Origin of the sequence: Rubritalea spongiae, assembly GCF_042652385.1 — a bacterium.
Lineage (GTDB): Bacteria > Verrucomicrobiota > Verrucomicrobiia > Verrucomicrobiales > Akkermansiaceae > Rubritalea > Rubritalea spongiae.
This window is the reverse complement of record NZ_JBHSJM010000001.1, coordinates 2097835-2115757: the sequence shown is the minus strand read 5'-3', so window position 1 is coordinate 2115757 and position 17923 is coordinate 2097835. Positions and strand designations below refer to the sequence as shown.

Sequence of the window (17923 nt, the reverse complement as noted above, 5' to 3'; positions counted from 1 at the left end):
TCAAATTGTAAAAATGGACGCTACTTTTAGCTATTTCATTCCGCAACCCCCTAAAAATACTGATAATAGAGTATTTACATCAATCCCGACCTAACACCTTTAGAGAGAAAAAATCTGAGAATCCTTTCTATATAAAGCACATAGTACAGATATCTTAATAAGTTGAGATCTCAACACTCTCTACTTTTTAGTCACCACTGGCGACTTTCTACGTGGAAACATGGTCCGGCAAAACTCACAAACCGTCCCATCGCAGCCGCGTGCAGAGCACGCATCTCGACCATAAAATATAATTTGCAAGTGCAGCTTATTCCACTTTTCCGCGGGAAAGAGCTTCTTTAAATCCGCCTCGGTTTTCTCCACACTTTTTCCATCCGTCAGCTTCCAGCGTTGAGCCAGACGATGAATATGCGTATCCACCGGAAATGCCGGAACCCCGAACGCCTGCGCCATCACCACGGAGGCAGTCTTGTGGCCCACCCCAGGAAGAGCTTCTAGCGCAGTAAAGTCTCTAGGAACTTCTCCTTCATGCTTTTCGATAAGGATTTTTGACAAGCCAGAGATCGCTTTCGCTTTTCGCGGCGACAGCCCACAAGGACGAATAATTTGCTGAATTTTCTCCACCGGCTGCAGCGCCATATCCTGCGGATTATCAGCTAGTTCAAATAAAGCCGGCGTGATCTGATTCACACGAGCATCCGTACATTGTGCCGACAACAAAACTGCAACTAACAAGGTATACGGATCTTTGTGATCTAAGGGAATCGGTGTCTCAGGGTACAGTTCCTCAAGCCTCTCCATGACCCATTGCGCTCTTTCAGCTTTCAACATGTCAGAGATCTACCCTAGCCCCCACTCCTGTCCAAGAAAAATGCCGCACACCTCTTGGCATGCGGCATCTTTAAAAATCAGTCTTTCGCGCAATCACATAGTAACCTTAGAGGTTTTACTCAAATGCGCCAACTGGCCTGAATCCATCTTGCGCACAATCGATTCATACATCTTGCGACAGTGAGAATAACGCGTTCTTCCCTTAAGAATCTGGCGGCTCTTTTCAAAACTGCCCCACTCGACCACAGTAAGCTCCACTTGGCGTGTTCCCCACTTGTACATCTTAGAAAGATTTGGCTTAAAGAGATCCACTGTATTTGTGCCTACTAATGCAGAACCATAATCATTTACCTCATAAATATATGGCAATCCTTTGATCTTAAACTTCGTTCCCATCGGGTAAACTGACCAATCTGCAGCAGCACTACGTACTGTACCAGTATACTTGAGCGAACAGCCCGCTGCACTCTTCAAGCCGTGACAACCCACTTCTTTTTCCATGTGAGAATAAGCAGTCGTGCGTACGTGACGCACCTTTTCAGTCACTTTATAAGTCGGCAGACCATGCTTGTCTTTACGACTCATCTGCTGCCCTTTGTGGACCAACGTTGGGTTAGGTGGATGTGGCATGCCCTTTTCTACCTTTTTGCCGTGTACATAGGTTTCGCTCTGCATTGAGCAGCTCGTAAACGCCACACCTGCAATTAATCCCAATCCTGCCTTTAGAAGTAAGCTCGTCATAATCATTGCCGAAAATTCATTAAATGTTTATCATGGAATGTTGACTATCAACAAGTCCCAAGCCCGTAAAGGGGCGGACTTCTAAGACGACTTCTCGCACAGCGCAAATCTTTTTTGAAAACAAGCCCCCATCCAGAAGCCTTTTCTAAAAAACAAAAGCTGGCTAAGCCCCCATTCTATCGAGCTTCCACAGCGTTACTAAAAAAAATTAAATTTTAGAAGTTTTTGTAAGATTTTTGATTTAATTCACGTACGTATTTCCTGTTTTTCACAAAAAAACAGTGAGCCCGTATGAAAATAAGAGCCCTATTTTCCACAAACAGGAAAATTCTTACGCTTTCACTTCAGAGCGCTACTGCACAGATAAGAACTAAAACTTACCGAGGTGAACTTATGGCTGCTTAGCCTCTGGCTGCACAATTCCGAAATTCGTTTTCGACATCGTATTTGAGTTCGAGGACTCGCGAGTCGCCAGTAAGATAGTTCCCGGCGTGAGCACTCCACTCACTTTATTACGAAATTCACGAGGTAAAGTAACATTGTTAGCTATAGCGCTAGCAGGATCGCCAAATACCTTTCCGCTATTAAGGCTAAGTACCGACCAGGATTGCGCGCCCGTTCCTCCTTCTAGCTTCATGAACACACCTTCAGGCGGATTCGCTCCCGGCATAATCGCCACAGGACTCTGCCCAATCTTGATCCCATTGCGCCATACGTATGCAGTCTTATCTGCATAAGAAAGCAGAACCGAGTACGGACCACTGCGGCTGCGACCCGGCTCCCACATGACCTTTCCTTGCGGATCAGGAATCGCTTTATTCGATGGCGACTGGGCCCGAGACGCCAAAAGCACGCTTGCCGGCTTTTTGGAATAGGAAGGTACCGTGCCTTTTTGAGTGATCGCTACAGTTGAACCATTACTTAAGACACCATAGACCTTTTCAGAGAATGCATAAGGTAAGCGAATACACCCACCGGATGCTGGATATCCTGGTAATTGGCCAGCGTGCATTGCGATACCAGTCCATGTGAGACGCTGCATGTATGGCATCTTCGCACCCTTATAAATATTAGACTCGTGATCCACCTTGCGCTCGAGAATAGTAAACACCCCTGTCGGCGTTTCCTTTCCTGCACGTCCAGTACTCACTGTAGAACGCGCTATCTGTACCCCGTTTCGATACACATACGCCATCTGATCGTCTATACTCACCACCATCAACACCGGCCCAGATGAAGAACGTTCAGGGTGCCACTCAAACTCGCCTGGTGCTAATTTCGCCTGGTGTGAACTAGTCGCACAAGAACTCAGTCCTACTGCCATAGTGACCATCGCTGCGAACATGAATGCTTTTAAAAGTTTCACCATGCCATCCATATACCTCAACTCTCTACCTACAAGCAACACCATATCGAAAACATAAAAACTCAACATCAATCAGTTAAGACACCTTAAGCAATGAATGCAAATTTTAAAAAATGCTTGCCATGATCCTCGACGTTCCGTAAACCAGAGATGCAAGACGCTTAAGATTTAGTATATTACTAACTTAAACGTACGATAAATACCAACAAACAACTCCACTCCTAATGAGAAAGCGCCCCCCAGTTCGCATTCAGGATAAAGAGAGTCTGCATAAAGCAACCCTCAATATTCCCTATGAAAAACACTATCGCATTACTGGCGGCACTTATCACTTCTTCTACAGCATTCGCAGCTGATAACTCAGCATGCCCTTCCGTAGCAGAGACCGCGAAGTCTGAAATTTCTAAAGCTCCTGAGAACGTTCTCAAACTCGTTGCGACACTCGTTGCACAAAACGAAGCTTGTGCGGGTGACATCGTAAAAGCTGCGATCACCTCCACCAATGCGAAGCCAGAGCTCGTTGGGCAAATCGTTGAAGCCGCAACAGCAGCCGCTCCTAAGATGGCCTCACAAATTGCAAGCTATGCTTTCGCTGTTGCTCCTGATGCTAAACCAGCAATCGTCGCCGCTCTGACTAAAATCAGTGCCGAAAACGGTACCGCTCAAGCGAATGGTACTAAAGTTAGCCCAATCGAGTTTCCAGGTGGATCAATCGTTGGATTCCAATCACTCTCAGGTCCTCAACAAAATCTTTTCTGGCCTATCCCCAACACTGGTGACAGTGCTCCAGTTGTGACACAGTAAAGAGTCTGATCCTATTCTTTTTAAGATAACCTGTGAGTCTCCTCGATTCACAGGTTTTTTCGTGTCCAGTTCCATCAAACTAGTTCTGACCTGGGCGACCTACCCTAATCAATTTCGAAAAATCAGGAGCACTATGAGCCTCTCGCGCCACAGCATTAATGTGGCAAGCATCTCGTAGCTCCTCATAGCTAAGACCCTCGCTCACAAATACCCCTTTCTCATAAAGGTATTCATCAAGTAAACCATTGACCAACATCCGAATATCAAACGGCGACCTTTCAGATTTCGGATACTGATTGCGGATACTTATCGTGCAATTCGCGTTGAGCACATGATAGTACTGAGGATTTTCCTTCAATTCATTTTGCACCACCACCGAACTCAGAAACAAATCGCGAATTTTTTTGGTACTCAGCGCTGATTTATACAGAAATACTGGCTCCTCCCGTACATTCGTACGCACACGAACAGCATCCGTTTCCGTAGTAAAGAGATACTGTAGTTCAAACATCTTATACAAACCTCCTATGGGGCTAAATGTTTCTCCCTCCTCACGTCTAGTCTCAATACTCAAACACACGTGCCCCTCGTCCCCAAAATCAAATGATAGGATAGGGTGCGCCATAAAATTACCTAAAAATCGATCGTGGAAAATATCCATCCCTTGCAGCTTCGATAAATGCACCGTCTTAGTCCGCCAGAGTGGGTTCACTTCCCATGCTCCGTCAGCACCCTTCGTGTAATCAAAATCTCTGAAATTATAAAAAATAATCTCGTCGTCCGCTACTTCCACCCAGCCTGTTTTCTCAAAATCTTGCGCCCAGTTTTTATCATTAGAGGGCCCCACCATACTCCAAGGAACATAAACGATCAAACAAGCCACTAACGCTACTAGCAACTTCTTCCAACGCTCTTCAACCCTCCTCCATAGAATAAAGAAACATACAAACCACACAGCAGCTAAAAGCCCATTCCAGACATTCGCTTGCCCCAATGGCCCATCATAAAAAATAGCTCCGAAAAGATAGCAGACAAAAAATCCCACCAACACATTCGAAAGCACCCGCAACACTCGCTGCAACCACTCAGGATGAATATGCAGAAGCGTAGACATCCCACTTATTGATACGCATCGAGATGCTCATGTAGAATCCGACGCATCTCTTCAACCGCCTCGGGATTGCGATGCGATGAATGCCCAGAGGGAACAATCAGCTCAGACTCTGCCCCCTTCAAATGTGAACTCCAATAAGGCACGACCCCATCAGAACTATCCGGAGTATCACCTTTGCCGCGATCACCTATCACCGAATGGTAAGTCACTCGTGGAATAATAGGCTTTTCAGCCATATACTCTAACAATGGGTTACCAGCTTGCAAGGTGATCATACTATTCACAGGACCATCTTGGTTAAATACTGACTTTCCTAAATCCGTCATAGACTGAGTCATCCCGACCAAGTCTAACTGTACGAATTTACTCGGTATTTCAATTAACAGAGAAATAAAGCTCCCGTACCACGCATTCGCCATATTGCTACCGTGATGCGGTGTAGAAAAGAAAACTGCGCGCTTAAGACCTTCCACCTGATTCGTCTCAAAAATGGTCTTATAGTCTTTCTTAATTTGCTCAGGTGCTGCCAAGCTTTCTATAGACACAGTCGACAGCTCAGCCCATGTGGAGCGCTCAATACTTCTTACATTTAGTGCAGTAAGCAATCCCCCCATACTATGACCAAAAATCACCATCTTACTCGCTTGTTCAGCGCCACCATGCTCGCGTGCATAATCTTGCAGACGAATTAAATCCTCCTTCAGCTTACTGCCAGTCATCCTCACTGGGAAGCCAGTTGGATAATAATACGTGTACGCTTGATACTTGTCACGAACTCTAGGGTCAGCAAAAAGCTCATTCATTGGATCAAACCATGTCGTAGGACTCGAGACCAAACCATGCACTAAGATCAACGGGATTTTCTCAGGATCGTAACGCGTCTCAAGATACAAACCCATTCGCCCAGAATACTTTGCCGGGCGAAACACTCCCATTATCTTGGAAAAACCAGCGCCGCCAGACTTGCGATACGCTGTCATATAGTAACTGGCTGTCAGATTTATATTGAGCGGCATTTCCTCCCCCCAAAATGAGATCTGATGCTCCTTAGTTACATTGTAAAATCGTAAAACTGCTTTACCTGATTCGGAAAAATCAATGACTGCAGTCACATTAAAATCCCCACCCGTTGGGCTAAGAAACGGATTCTCATGCTCTCCCTCAGTCCCGTGCAACGCAATCATCGGTGCCCCAACCCCACTTTGACTAACCTCAGAACGTAACCCACTCCTCCTCAAGCAGTCTACAGGAATAAGATCATCAAAACTATGGCTTGAATAAGTCTGTGGTTCAGATCCATCTATACGCAACTGATACAACCTCCCCCCCCTTGAAAAGCAAGCGTATCCACACCTCCCAACTCCACAAATAAGTCCGCTATCTGCCCTACAGCGTGATTATAAATGGGTAAGAATTCTGCATCCTCATAAGAATACGCCTGATGAGCGACGTCCAAGTAAATGCCAATTGCTCGGCGAGTATCACGCCTTTCCAATTTGCGCGCCGCATTCATTTCATCTACCAATGAATCAAACAATTTCCTCTCAGCCTCACTGACTGGCGCTTTTTTACTTAATTCTATTGGATCAACAGGCTTTTGCTCCTCGCGCACATTGATCTTATGGCCACATTGACAAAGCAACATTACCGATGCACAGATCAGCCCAGTTAATAACGATTTTTTCATCACTTTAAATTAGTGGTCTATAAATTAGAAACTCTTCAGTCAACTATCCATCTGTGTCGAGCTTTTCACTTTTTCCATCGCAGCCACTAACTTCCGCCTCTTAAAAAGAAACTATGCTTGGCCAAAGGCCTTTTCTAAATCTTCTTTGTTCCAGATTGGCAGCTCAGGGCTGTTAGGATCGCGCTCCGGCGCTTCGCCTGTAAAACTAGTGAAACTATCCTTCATCGTCACGTAGACAAACACAGACAGCAGTACCACCACAAAACCGGTTTGGATTACCTCGAGAAATCGCGTATTTAACGGCTTCTTACGAATCGCTTCCGCCACTGCCATCGTAATGTGACCACCATCTAACACCGGGAAAGGAAGCAAGTTAAAGATAGCTAGGTTCACGTTAAACAGTACCCAGAAATAAAGCATTTTGCGCAATGGATACTCACCTTGGAAAATGTGGTACTTCACTTTGCCAATGCCTACAGGCCCAGATAAATGCTCAACCTTGATACCTGAATCTTTCGAAAATAAACCATCGATCGTCACAAACATCATCCGGCTCGTCGCTGAAATCTGCTCCCACGGACTAGGATGCAGCAATTCAGTCACCTTCTCAGGAGGAGCAAAGCCCATTCCAATCATCGGTAACGGATCCTGCGTAGGATTTAATTTATAACCATTACTTGGCACCAGTGGCATCGTCTTGAGAGTCAATTCCTCATCACCACGCTTCACCTCCACTGTCAGCAATTTACCTTCATTTTCACGTAAAATACTCGAAAAATGTGGTGTGCTTGCCACCTCGATACCCTCAACCGAGAGCACCCGGTCGCCCACCCTAAAACCACTGTACTCAGCTGGTCCTCCTTTCATCAGTGAGCCAACGATCACCGGTCCATAGGGTCCAATACCAATCTGCCGCACCCCGTCACGCTTCAAAAAGCTCTTCGCTTCAGGCACGAAAAATCCGCATTCAATATCCATCACACCCACACCGGGGCGATCCACCGTCAGCGTGATCGAATCTCCCTTACTAAACACTACCCGCTCAGAAATGCTGTCCAGCGAGCCCGCAAAACCTTTCACGTCCTCACCATTGATTTTAAGAATCTTGTCACCAGGTAAAACCCCCGCTGTTGCCGCTGGCATTTCAGGTGCAACATATCCCACAATTTGAGTATCAATCAAATCCTTCGGCTTGCCCACCTGCCAGAGAACAATCGCAGCAACCACCGCCAACAAAAAGGAAAACAAGGGACCAGCGAAAGCTACGATGATTTTATCTAGTGGGCTAATCGGCGGAAGAGGCTTCTCACGATCGGTATTACCTCCCTCAATCGATTCCATCGGAGCCATTTGCGGAAGCGCCACAAAACCACCTGCGGGGATCGTTCCCAAACCATACTGCACGCCATTGATCGTTTTTTTCCAAATCGGCTTACCAAACCAAATCTGAAAACGCTCAACCTCCAGCCCACGCCAACGCGCTGCCAAGAAATGGCCCAGCTCGTGGACAAAAATAATCACATTAAAACTAAAGATTACAGCGAGGATGAGCCCGATGGTTTTGAGGATTGTCAGAAAATTTTCCATACAGTATTGCGCTGAATCTAAGGCGAAATGCGGTGATGACAAGTGGATAGCCACAATTCCTTCATCATCGTGTTGACGTGCAGGGTATTTAAGCCATCATGTAAGTATGGCATTCCGTATTGATAAGGCGATTATACGAGGCTGGATCGATAATACTACCCCTGGAATTACACGAGGCGGCCTTGAAATAATGGGAATGGAGCGACCTGTAAAAATTTTGCTCCGTGGGAATTGTTGGCGCGATCTAGCTGGCACCCGCATTGAATTCAAAAATCCCAAACCCATCATGCAAGAAGACGTGGTGGAAGGATTACACGCACTCCAACGCGGAGTAGTCGGTGACATGACAGCATCAAAACGTGTCAAAGCCCCATTTCTTACTCAAGAACAGATCGAAGAACTAGAAATGGAGGACAAAGACATTCAGTTCGGCTGGAAAAATGCACTCAGCCTCGAATGGTACAGTCTCGTCAATGGACGTGTGATGTTAGAAACAACTCAATACGAAATGACCATTACTACCCACCAGTGGGAACTCGACGAAGAAGGTGAGAAAAAACAAATTGCCGACAACAATGCAGCCATGGAACATTTCATGGAACTCATGCTAACCGCTTCAGAAGCACAATCTGAAGTCAAAGAAGTCGAAGGCGAAGTCGATGAGTTCGAATGGGAAAAACGCCTCCGCGTTCGCGACACCCTAGAAGAAGCTGCTTGGTTCCTCGGAGAAGGTCCACCAGATGATGAAATCATCGAATACGAAGTCGAAGAAGTCAGTTTAAAAGGACGCGAACCACTCGTCCAGCACGCCATTCTCGTTCAGTCCACTGCTCTAGACCTGTTAGGTGACTCGATCCTCGATCAAGGGCCACGCAGCGATCTCGCGCTCGCTGTCGCCTACATCTACGATACTCTCGATGAGACTTGGCCCGCCGAAGAAGACGACAAAGTCGCCCTAGAAAATGGCTATATTCTCGCCGTGCTCAAGCGCGCGCTCGAAGCCTGTAATAGTGCTGTCGCCGCCTGCAACACACTCAACATGGAAGACGACCGCTACGAAGACCTTCGTTCACACGTCTTCCACCTTCGCGATCTGATGATTGATAAATCGCACACATTGCGCGATTAACTTTTTCATTCCCCATCTAACAAAAAGCCAAGACGCACTACGCGCCTCGGCTTTTTTCGTTCTACTATGAAAAGCTTCTACTTCGTAAGATGACCACAAAGGTCGATGATTTGAGGATCCAGCTCTACCTTCGAACTATTCACCGTTTCGATATCCAAAGCGCCAAGCTGGCCTTCTCTAAAGACCATAATTTTATTTGTATGACCAGCCAGCAGAGAATCCACTGCTGCCACTGAGAATTTATACGCCATGATCCGGTCATTCACTGTCGGCGACCCACCACGCTGAACGTGACCAAGTACTGTCAAACGAGTTTCCATATTCAGATTCACAGTAATCCAGCGCGTCAGGTATTCCGCCATATTCGTGCCTTCTGCTACAATTGCCAGAATAGAACTACGCCCATTTTCAATGTCTTTACGCAGGCGCTGCCCGATAGCATCTAGATCGTACTCAAGCTCGGGAACGATACAAATTTCAGCCCCACTGGAAAGCGCACTGACCATCGCAAGATAGCCACAGTCACGACCCATCGTTTCGATCACGAACGCTCTATTGAAAGATGTAGCAGTGTCGCGGATAGAATCCACGCTATCGCGAATCATGTTCAGCGCTGTATCCACTCCTAGACAATAATCGGTGCCAGGGATGTCGTTATCGATCGTTGCTGGAATCCCTGCAAAAGGTACTCCAAAGTCGGCATAAAATTGATTTAACGCGGCAAAAGAACCATCGCCACCTATGACGATCAACTTATTGATTCCGAGCTTTTGCAAATTATCGTATGCCTGCTTGCGATACTCATACTCAAAAAAGCGCTTCGAGCGCGATGAGCGGAGCACCGTTCCGCCACGGTGAAGAATTCCAGACACGTCCTCACGCGTGGCTGCAGATATATCTCCATCTATCATACCACGCAGGCCATCGCGGATAAGGTAAGGTTTGAGCCCCTTACTGATTGAATAGTCGACAGCGCTTTTTACTGCAGGGTTCATACCGGCGGCATCTCCGCCAGATGTCATGATTGCTATACCTTCCATGGATAAAAATAATTTGTGGTGAATAAAATGTCTTTCGACACTCCATTAACTACAGATATTTCCCTGGGAACGCAAGCTGCAGCTCAATCACATTTTTCACTCGATACATGAAACCTCGACAATAGCGAAGAGTCTCTCGCAGCGTACATAAAAGCACCACTGAGTCTATTTACCGTATCTATAATGACCAACAATCTCGTAGTCTAGCAGAGCGTCACTCCACTCCACTCCTTCACCAGCATTCTGTACCACCCACTTCTCATGAAAGCGTGATCCAGGGCCAGGCACAATAATGCCAGTATGCGTTTCGCCATCAGGTAAACGCCAAAGCACTACATCACCATTCTCGTAGTCTGAAACCACTCTGCTAACAGGGACCTCTTGCCCATTACGCGCAAAAAAGCGCTGTAAGTTTGGAAGTCTGCGATGATCAATGTTAGTATCTGGACCTTTCAAACCCCATAATTGCGGATAAAGGCGAAAATTATCTCTCATGTCCTCGTGCACCCGCTCCTGCAAGTCAATCCCCACTCCACGAAAACTTCTCACAAGCACATCTGCCGCTACGCCGCGTCCCTCTGGAATATCTCCCATCGGATATGAAATGTGGTAATACGCTGCATCGTAACGCACCGAATGCTGAGTCCTCTCCAAGGCCGCAGCCGCCAGCTGATCGCCAAAGTCAGTACTCTCGCGCAAATGCGAAATCGCCACCGTCGCCTTGTCCACCGATGCCACATCCTGCTGAGTTTTCACATAATCCGCAAAAGTTGGCCACGCGAAGTACGATACGAACAACCCAGCCATCAGAAGTATCACCCAACCACCGATAACCGGCTTGCGTTTCTTTTTTTGAGGGATCGGTCCAATGTATTCGATCGGTGTCATTCAGTCGTCTCTAAAAAGTGGTATTTACCGAAATAAAATGCGCTATCCAGCGAGTTACATCTTTGTAAACCTGCATTGACCATTAGACAATACTTTTCATCTAACATAATTCATCTTCTAAAGCACCATAGATATTTCACAATCAACAACTTAAACTCAACGAAAAACATCCGTGAAAAAAACTACTGTAGAGCCTCTGAGAGTAACTAAAAATTCTGATGAAAATCGGACGAATTTGAGACCATTTTAACCTTTCGTAATCACTATTCTCATCGCTAATCTGTCATTTCATGAAAATACTCTCATTGGCTGGCTCAACCAGTTCGAACTCGATTAACCGGCAATTAGCTAACTATGCTGCAAATCTCGTTCCGAATGCTATAACAACCAAACTCGACCTTCGTTCCCTAAACCTCCCGATCTACAGTAGCGACCAAGAAGAACAAATCGGCATCCCCCCAGATGCCAAACACTTCCTCGAACTCATCCGTTCCCATGATGCCATCGTTATCTCTCTTGCTGAACACAACGGCTCCTACTCTGCTGCTTTTAAAAACCTCTACGATTGGACCTCTCGCATTGAGCAAAAACTATGGTCAGACAAGCCAATGCTACTGATGGCCACCTCCCCTGGTGCCCGTGGTGGCGCGACAGTTCTCGCCGCTGCGCAAGCCACCTTCCCTCGCATGGGCGCAGACCTAAAAGCTACATTCTCTCTGCCTTCTTTTTACGACAACTTTTCCGACGGAAAAATTACTACTGACGAACTCAATCAGGCTTTGTTAGATGCATTAGAAAAACTCACATCGTAAAAACTATGATCAAAACACTACTTACCTGCACCGTCCTAGCCACAGCTAGTATCCTTTCCACCACAAGCTGTTCTTCCACAGTCGGCCTCGGTGGTGCAGGCTCCTCCTCTTTCGCCTCCACCACCATTCAAAACACCACGCGTGCACGAGTCGATTCAGCCATCCTCCAAAGCTTCCGCCAAGAAGGCTTCAGCTTGATCAACCAAACCGCCAATGGTTTCAATTTCCAAAAATGGGGCGGCACCTCTGCCCAAGTCGTCTACGGTAGCTGGTTCAGTGATGGAGTCGCAGTGGAACCACAGGTCCAAGTCGTCGATATCGGCGGTGGTAACTATACTGTCCTTTGTGATGTCTACATGCGCGAGCACAATGGAAACGAGTTGTTAGATGCTAACTACAAACTCCTCGCCAGCGGAAAACTCGCCTATCACAACCTCCTCAAAAAAATCAAAAAACAAGCTGAAGGTAAGTAATTTTCTGTTAGCCACATGAATATCGAAGTCTCTGATAAACCCCTCCGCTGGGGCTCACTCGATCTCTCCCTATTTGGAGTCGACCACGACTGGCAAGGCAACAAAGTCGAGCCCCCCATCGCCTTCGGCATCGCTGTCGACCGCGATTACCTATGGTTTGTTGCAGCTCACCAGAAAGCTCCTCAGCTGCACCCGAAATCACTTCCGGGAAAATTTCAAAATGAGCTATGGAAATACGATGTCGCCGAGTTATTCTTATCCGACCCGACAACTGGACGCTATCTCGAATTTAACCTCGCCCCTAACAGCGCCTGGTGGAGCGCCGAGTTTAGCGCACCACGCATCCGCGCCGAAATTGGCGAGCACCCATTCCCAGAAGTCGCGACCTATGCAGACATCGCTGCCGATGGCTCATGGCTCACTGCTGCGGCTTTGCCTATTTATCAACTGCAACACCGCCTCAACTTCGGCCCCGAATCAAGGCTGAACGCCTGCTTCATCGTTAACTCCCCCGAACAACAATTCCTCTCCGCCGCCAAGCTCAACAGCCCAAAACTCGACTTCCACCTGCCCGACCAATTCCCCGCGGTCAACTTTTTCCACAATAAACAAGATGCTGAATGAAATCAGCTCACCCACGCAAAACACGCACTGAACGGCCCACATTTCTCTACCTGCTCGACCTCGTGCTGCTCGCCTGGGTAATCGAAGCAGTAGATCAGTTCCTGTTAGGTGGCTGGCTCGACCGTTTCGGTATTCACCCGAGAAATCCCTATGGCCTAATTGGGATCCCGCTCATGCCATGGCTTCACGGTGGCTTTGCCCACCTCAGCTCAAACACCCTTCCCTTCCTCACCCTCGGCTACATCATGATCAAGTCGGAAGGTAGGCGCTTCTTCTACAGCTCGGCCGTCATCATTCTGTTAGGAGGCATCGGCACTTGGCTCATCGCAGGACCGGGAGAAGTCCACATCGGCGCCAGCGGATTAATCTATGGCTATTTCGGATACGTCATGACTCGAGCAATCATCGAGTCTCGTCCACTCTGGCTCTTCACTGGGATACTTGTAGCCCTGTTCTATGGTTCGATGCTCTTTGGTGTCATTCCCAGCAAGGATCTCCCCATCTCTTGGCAAGGTCACCTCACCGGCATGCTCGCCGGAATTTGGTTAGGCCGCCGACACAAAGGAATGCGCAGCGCATAGCTTAAATGCACCCACATCGTATCCTGCCTTCTCTCCAGAAAGAAAATAGGTTAGATTACGTCCCTATGTCCCGAAGGAGCACTTTTGTCCGATGCACATGCGCAGTCATTTTACTGAGCTGGCTGCTTTGTCATGCTGCCAGTACTTCTGAAATAAAGGTCGACTCTAAACCTACTATTGATTGGTCACACCTATACTTAGGGCTGTTTGCTGGCCTTGCGCTGTTTCTCTACGGCCTCGAACTCCTCTCAGATGGCTTAAAAACACTCGCGGGAAACCAACTCAAAAACCTGCTCCAGCGCTTCACCAGCAACCGCTTTAAAGCAGCCCTCACCGGTGGTGCTATCACCGCCTTAGTCCAATCATCCTCTATCACCACCGTCCTCACCGTCGGTTTCGTCTCTGCAGGGCTAATGAGCCTCACACAGTCCGTAGGAGTTATCATGGGTGCCAATGTCGGCAGCACCCTCACCGCTCAAATCATCGCCTTCGACATCGAACAAGCCTCCCTCGCCCTCATCACCACTGGTTTTGCCTTTATATTCATCAGCCGAAAAAAACGCCTACGCCATTACGGCAAAGCACTGCTCGGACTCGGGCTCCTGTTTTACGGAATGAATCTCATGAGTTCGTCCATGACTCCACTCCACCACTATCCTCCATTCCTTGAGCTCATGAGCTCAATAGAGTCCCCTCTTTTCGGCATTCTCATCGGCGCACTCTTTACCGCTCTCGTGCAGTCATCCTCAGCCACCACTGGTATAGTCATAGTGCTCGCCAGCCAGAATTTACTCAGCCTCCCGGCCGGCATTGCCCTCATCTTCGGTGCCAATATCGGCACCTGCGTCACCGCCCTACTCGCTAGTCTTGGAAAAAATTTCGAAGCCAAACGCGTTGCCTGCGTCCACATCATCTTCAATTTAACAGGTGTGTTACTCTGGCTCGCCTTCATTCCTCAACTCGCCTCATGGGTCGATGCCGCCACCAGTAATAGCGCCTTTGCCTCCGATGATCTCGCTCGGCAAATCGCTAATGCCCACTCCCTCTTTAATCTTACCAATACACTACTCTTACTCCCACTCGCAGGCGTCATCGCCAAACTCGCTGAAAAATGCATTCCAGAACCTCATGAGTCTCAACAATCATTTGCTAAATTCCTCAACAAGGACGCCCATGATCTCCCCTCCGTCGCCGTTACTAATGCCCGCTTAGAAACCGCACGACTGGGTGAAAAAGTCTACAGCCTCATGCTTAAGTTTCCTTCAGAGCAAAACCCAAACGTCTCAATGTTAGACTTCGAACACACACATTCAGATATCAACCAGCTCTACCACGAAATTCACCAATACCTCTCAGACATTCATCTCAACGAAACCAGCGTGAAAGTCAGTCACGACTTTCAAAAAGTGATGGTCGCACTTGAGGTCATCGAAGGAATCGCCCAACTACTCTCTAAAGACCTCAATCGCCTCGAAAAACGCAAAGGAAATGTCCAAGCCAACATGAGCGACACCTTAAACTCTCTCTTCTTTTCGCTTCATAAAGCCACCGCCCAGCGACTCAGCAATGCCATCAGCGCCTTCCTTCACGAAGATCAGGAGAAAGCGAAAGAACTGCTCCAGCACAGCCACGAGCTCAACACCACCTACACTCAAATCAACCATTATCAAGAACAGCGCTTCGCCCAAGCCAGCCCTCATAGCTTCTACACATTTAAACTAGAAATGCGCCTGCTCGACCGTCTTCGCCACATCCATTCCCTCTGCGACCTCATTCTCGAGTCCACCGCCAGCAAATGAAAGCCACTTTGGGCTTCACAGCACCCCCCACTCCGCACAGGCTACCACTATGAAAGAGCACTTCGTCTCCATCTTACCTAACTGTCTAGAAATCGTTGAGCGCGCTGCCGCATTCCAGCTCCAGCACTTCCGCTCAATGCCCGCTGGCACCGATGACCAAAAAGCCGCACGCGAGATGGTTTCCTTTGTCGATGTCGAAACGGAGAAAATCTTACTCGACGGTCTGCTTCCTCTCGTAGAAGGTGCTGGCTTCTTCGGTGAAGAATCTGGTAAAACTGGCTCGCAAGATCTCGTCTGGATCGTCGACCCGCTCGATGGCACTACAAACTTCCTCAGCGGCCTCGACCACTTCTCTATCTCCATTGCCCTCGTTGAAAATGGCCAACCGATCTTTGGCATCGTCCACAAGCCAATGACCAAAGAGACCTGGACCTGCGTCAAAGGCCAAGGGCTCCACTACAACACCGAGCCCGTCGAAACAGTTTCCCAGACACTCACCGCCAAAGACGCGCTTTTCGTCACCGGTTTCCCTTACCGCTCACAGGACATCGCTAAGAATTTCTTCGCCTGTGCCGATGAAGTACTCATCACCGGCCGAGGCATTCGCCGCACAGGAAGCGCCGCACTCGATGTCTGTAACGTCAGCTGCGGCTGGTACCAAGGATTCTGGGAAAGTGACCTACAGCCCTACGACATCGCCGCCGGCATGCTTTTCATGCAGGAAAATGGGTGTATAGTCACTAACATCGACGGCGAACCTTACAACATGTTCGAAGACCGCATCATGGTCGCAGGACTCCCAAAGGTTCATTCCACACTTCGTGAAATCGTCGCCAAGCACTACGCTTAATTCTCGAGACATCACTCTAACTTTTCAACGCTACCACCATGCCCTACCGCATATGTAAAATGATCGAGGTCGAGAACGGCCACCTCCTTTCTAAGCACCCAGACAAATGTCGCTTCCCACACGGTCACACCCGCAAGGTGGAACTTATCTTTGAAGCTGACACTCTCGACGATCATGAAATGGTCTTCGACTTCAAGCTCGTCAAACGCATGGTCGATGACTTCCTTGAAACCTACGATCACGCACTCTGCATGAACACCGAGGACCCCAAATTTGAATTTTTCAAAGAAGCCTACGGCGAACGCATCATCGGCTTCGAAGGACTCGACCCAACGACGGAAGTGATGGCCAAGACGATTTTTGACCATACATCTGCTCAGCTCAAGCACCACATCGACCATCCAGATCCAGAGTACCCAGTCCGTGCAGAAGTACGTTTGAAAACAATCCGCGTCTGGGAAACCACCAGCTCATGGGCTGAATACGGCCTCTAACCAAGGAAAACGTGACATGCCAGCGCAAAGAAGCCCGCTGGCACAATCAAACGGCACCACCGGTCCATCCGCAACGCTATATGCGCCTTGCCGTACTTCCCGAGCACTGAGGTCAGCACTGCCTCACCGAGCGTTGCAAAAACTAACAAGGTAGAACTGAGAATGAAAGTATCCATTCTTGTTAAATATGAAACGGCCGGAACCAGATTATCGATCGAAAATCGATAGGCTATCAAGGTCAACATCGACGTCGTCGCCACCCCTATCTGGGTTCCCGCCTGCTCTGGGTCGATCCAGAAAACGATCCACGACATCGCCACTATCAAGAACAGCGGCAGAATCACTTTAATCACATAATATTCGTTATAACGCTTCGCTTCGAGGGAAACGGTAAACATAGAAGCCGCATCCATTCCTTCAAATATCGAGCTTTGGTGCGCCCACGATTTATGCCCTAAGATTTCCCAATCAGGCAATGAAAACTGACGGGAAATCCCAGAGGGTAAATCCTTTTCTAAAGCAAATTCCACCTCATCCGTGGAGTACCCCACAGAAACCATCGTCACTTCAAACTTTTGCGAATCGAAGGGGAAATCCTTCAAATCGAGAATCTGCGAGAAATCTCCCCACACACGCTGCGACTGAATCACCGTTCCATCGGGTTCAATTTTTACAACCTCATCCATCGTATTAAATGTCTTCTGGCGATTCGAAATCTGAATATTAGGATGCCAGACCTCTCTTAAAGCCTTGGTAATCGCACTGTCTCCATCATGCGCCTCGCGGGGGTCGTGCCATTTTGCTTTATAAAAAATATTAAGGGTAAAGCTCTGAATCGCGCTGTTCACCCCATCAATATCCACCACCACGTAGCGCATATCGACTTTCGTCGGTTCACCAGTTCCATAATTCGGATGACGATCATTCGCCATGCCATGCGATGTGAAGCACGCAAACCAACAAAACAAAAGCGCAACAAAGCGCGAAGTCACAGTTTTCATAAATTAAACAGAAAGCCAATATGCACAGGTGTGCAGCTCTCACTTCCCTCGTATTTTCATAAATGATTTCTACCACAGATAAAACAGTTTTCATCGCTGCCG

The 17923-nt window shown here is 47.9% G+C and carries 19 protein-coding genes; 9 read left to right on the top strand and 10 right to left on the bottom strand.

The window, feature by feature from the left end:
- Nucleotides 1-180: 180 nt before the first annotated feature.
- The 3 genes from nth to ACFPK9_RS09505 all read right to left on the bottom strand — a co-directional run bounded on the left by nth (nucleotide 181) and on the right by ACFPK9_RS09505 (nucleotide 2941).
- Nucleotides 181-831: an endonuclease III gene (gene nth / locus ACFPK9_RS09515; protein ID WP_377094639.1), complete on the bottom strand. Its 651-nt coding sequence runs from the start codon at nucleotides 829-831 to the stop codon at nucleotides 181-183.
- A 93-nt stretch (nucleotides 832-924) separates the two neighbouring features.
- Nucleotides 925-1572 carry a 3D domain-containing protein gene (locus ACFPK9_RS09510; protein WP_377094638.1) on the bottom strand — a complete coding sequence of 216 codons (648 nt, stop codon included), beginning with the start codon at nucleotides 1570-1572 and terminating at the stop codon, nucleotides 925-927.
- A 391-nt stretch (nucleotides 1573-1963) separates the two neighbouring features.
- Nucleotides 1964-2941 carry a L,D-transpeptidase family protein gene (locus ACFPK9_RS09505; RefSeq protein WP_377094637.1) on the bottom strand — a complete coding sequence of 326 codons (978 nt, stop codon included), beginning with the start codon at nucleotides 2939-2941 and terminating at the stop codon, nucleotides 1964-1966.
- A gap of 291 nt (nucleotides 2942-3232) precedes the next feature.
- On the opposite strand from ACFPK9_RS09505, the gene ACFPK9_RS09500 reads away from it, so the two are divergent.
- Nucleotides 3233-3742 carry a hypothetical protein gene (locus tag ACFPK9_RS09500; RefSeq protein WP_377094636.1) on the top strand — a complete coding sequence of 170 codons (510 nt, stop codon included), beginning with the start codon at nucleotides 3233-3235 and terminating at the stop codon, nucleotides 3740-3742.
- Between the two features lie 79 nt (nucleotides 3743-3821).
- Here ACFPK9_RS09500 and ACFPK9_RS09495 read toward each other — a convergent pair whose 3' ends face one another.
- From ACFPK9_RS09495 to rseP, 4 genes are all read right to left on the bottom strand, one after another.
- On the bottom strand, nucleotides 3822-4856 hold the full coding sequence (locus ACFPK9_RS09495; RefSeq protein ID WP_377094635.1) for a lipoprotein N-acyltransferase Lnb domain-containing protein: 1035 nt from the start codon (nucleotides 4854-4856) through the stop codon (nucleotides 3822-3824).
- 5 nt (nucleotides 4857-4861) lie between these two features.
- Nucleotides 4862-6040, bottom strand: coding sequence for an esterase/lipase family protein (locus ACFPK9_RS09490; protein ID WP_377094634.1), 1179 nt, complete (start codon nucleotides 6038-6040; stop codon nucleotides 4862-4864).
- A gap of 116 nt (nucleotides 6041-6156) precedes the next feature.
- A complete protein-coding gene (locus tag ACFPK9_RS09485; RefSeq protein ID WP_377094633.1) occupies nucleotides 6157-6543 on the bottom strand; it encodes a hypothetical protein in 387 nt (128 codons plus the stop codon).
- A 111-nt stretch (nucleotides 6544-6654) separates the two neighbouring features.
- Nucleotides 6655-8130, bottom strand: a complete 1476-nt coding sequence (gene rseP / locus ACFPK9_RS09480) for an RIP metalloprotease RseP (protein WP_377094632.1) — start codon at nucleotides 8128-8130, stop codon at nucleotides 6655-6657.
- A 106-nt stretch (nucleotides 8131-8236) separates the two neighbouring features.
- Between rseP and ACFPK9_RS09475 the strand changes: the two genes are divergently transcribed.
- Nucleotides 8237-9259, top strand: coding sequence for a hypothetical protein (locus ACFPK9_RS09475; protein ID WP_377094631.1), 1023 nt, complete (start codon nucleotides 8237-8239; stop codon nucleotides 9257-9259).
- A gap of 77 nt (nucleotides 9260-9336) precedes the next feature.
- Here ACFPK9_RS09475 and ACFPK9_RS09470 read toward each other — a convergent pair whose 3' ends face one another.
- Together ACFPK9_RS09470 and ACFPK9_RS09465 are read right to left on the bottom strand one after the other, a co-directional pair.
- Nucleotides 9337-10299, bottom strand: a complete 963-nt coding sequence (locus ACFPK9_RS09470; RefSeq protein WP_377094630.1) for a 6-phosphofructokinase — start codon at nucleotides 10297-10299, stop codon at nucleotides 9337-9339.
- Nucleotides 10300-10464: 165 nt separating this feature from the next.
- Nucleotides 10465-11187, bottom strand: coding sequence for a DUF1287 domain-containing protein (locus ACFPK9_RS09465; RefSeq protein WP_377094629.1), 723 nt, complete (start codon nucleotides 11185-11187; stop codon nucleotides 10465-10467).
- Nucleotides 11188-11477: 290 nt separating this feature from the next.
- On the opposite strand from ACFPK9_RS09465, the gene ACFPK9_RS09460 reads away from it, so the two are divergent.
- From ACFPK9_RS09460 to ACFPK9_RS09430, 7 genes are all read left to right on the top strand, one after another.
- Nucleotides 11478-11999: an NADPH-dependent FMN reductase gene (locus ACFPK9_RS09460; RefSeq protein ID WP_377094628.1), complete on the top strand. Its 522-nt coding sequence runs from the start codon at nucleotides 11478-11480 to the stop codon at nucleotides 11997-11999.
- Nucleotides 12000-12004: 5 nt separating this feature from the next.
- Nucleotides 12005-12472: a hypothetical protein gene (locus ACFPK9_RS09455; protein WP_377094627.1), complete on the top strand. Its 468-nt coding sequence runs from the start codon at nucleotides 12005-12007 to the stop codon at nucleotides 12470-12472.
- Nucleotides 12473-12487: 15 nt separating this feature from the next.
- On the top strand, nucleotides 12488-13096 hold the full coding sequence (locus ACFPK9_RS09450; RefSeq protein WP_377094626.1) for a hypothetical protein: 609 nt from the start codon (nucleotides 12488-12490) through the stop codon (nucleotides 13094-13096).
- Entirely contained in the window at nucleotides 13093-13677 is a 585-nt protein-coding gene (locus ACFPK9_RS09445) for a rhomboid family intramembrane serine protease (protein ID WP_377094625.1), read from the top strand. Before ACFPK9_RS09450 ends, ACFPK9_RS09445 begins: the two co-directional genes overlap by 4 nt.
- A 65-nt stretch (nucleotides 13678-13742) precedes the next feature.
- The gene (locus tag ACFPK9_RS09440; protein ID WP_377094623.1) at nucleotides 13743-15476 is read left to right on the top strand and encodes a Na/Pi cotransporter family protein; all 1734 of its coding nucleotides are present in this window, start codon (nucleotides 13743-13745) and stop codon (nucleotides 15474-15476) included.
- Nucleotides 15477-15525: 49 nt separating this feature from the next.
- A complete protein-coding gene (locus ACFPK9_RS09435; RefSeq protein ID WP_377094622.1) occupies nucleotides 15526-16326 on the top strand; it encodes an inositol monophosphatase family protein in 801 nt (266 codons plus the stop codon).
- A gap of 38 nt (nucleotides 16327-16364) precedes the next feature.
- Complete coding sequence (locus tag ACFPK9_RS09430) at nucleotides 16365-16820, top strand: 6-pyruvoyl trahydropterin synthase family protein (RefSeq protein WP_377094621.1); 456 nt, start codon at nucleotides 16365-16367, stop codon at nucleotides 16818-16820.
- Here the strand turns inward: ACFPK9_RS09430 and ACFPK9_RS09425 are convergent.
- On the bottom strand, nucleotides 16817-17752 hold the full coding sequence (locus tag ACFPK9_RS09425) for a ligand-gated ion channel (protein ID WP_377094619.1): 936 nt from the start codon (nucleotides 17750-17752) through the stop codon (nucleotides 16817-16819). The genes ACFPK9_RS09430 and ACFPK9_RS09425 overlap by 4 nt on opposite strands.
- Between the last annotated feature and the right edge of the window lie 171 nt (nucleotides 17753-17923).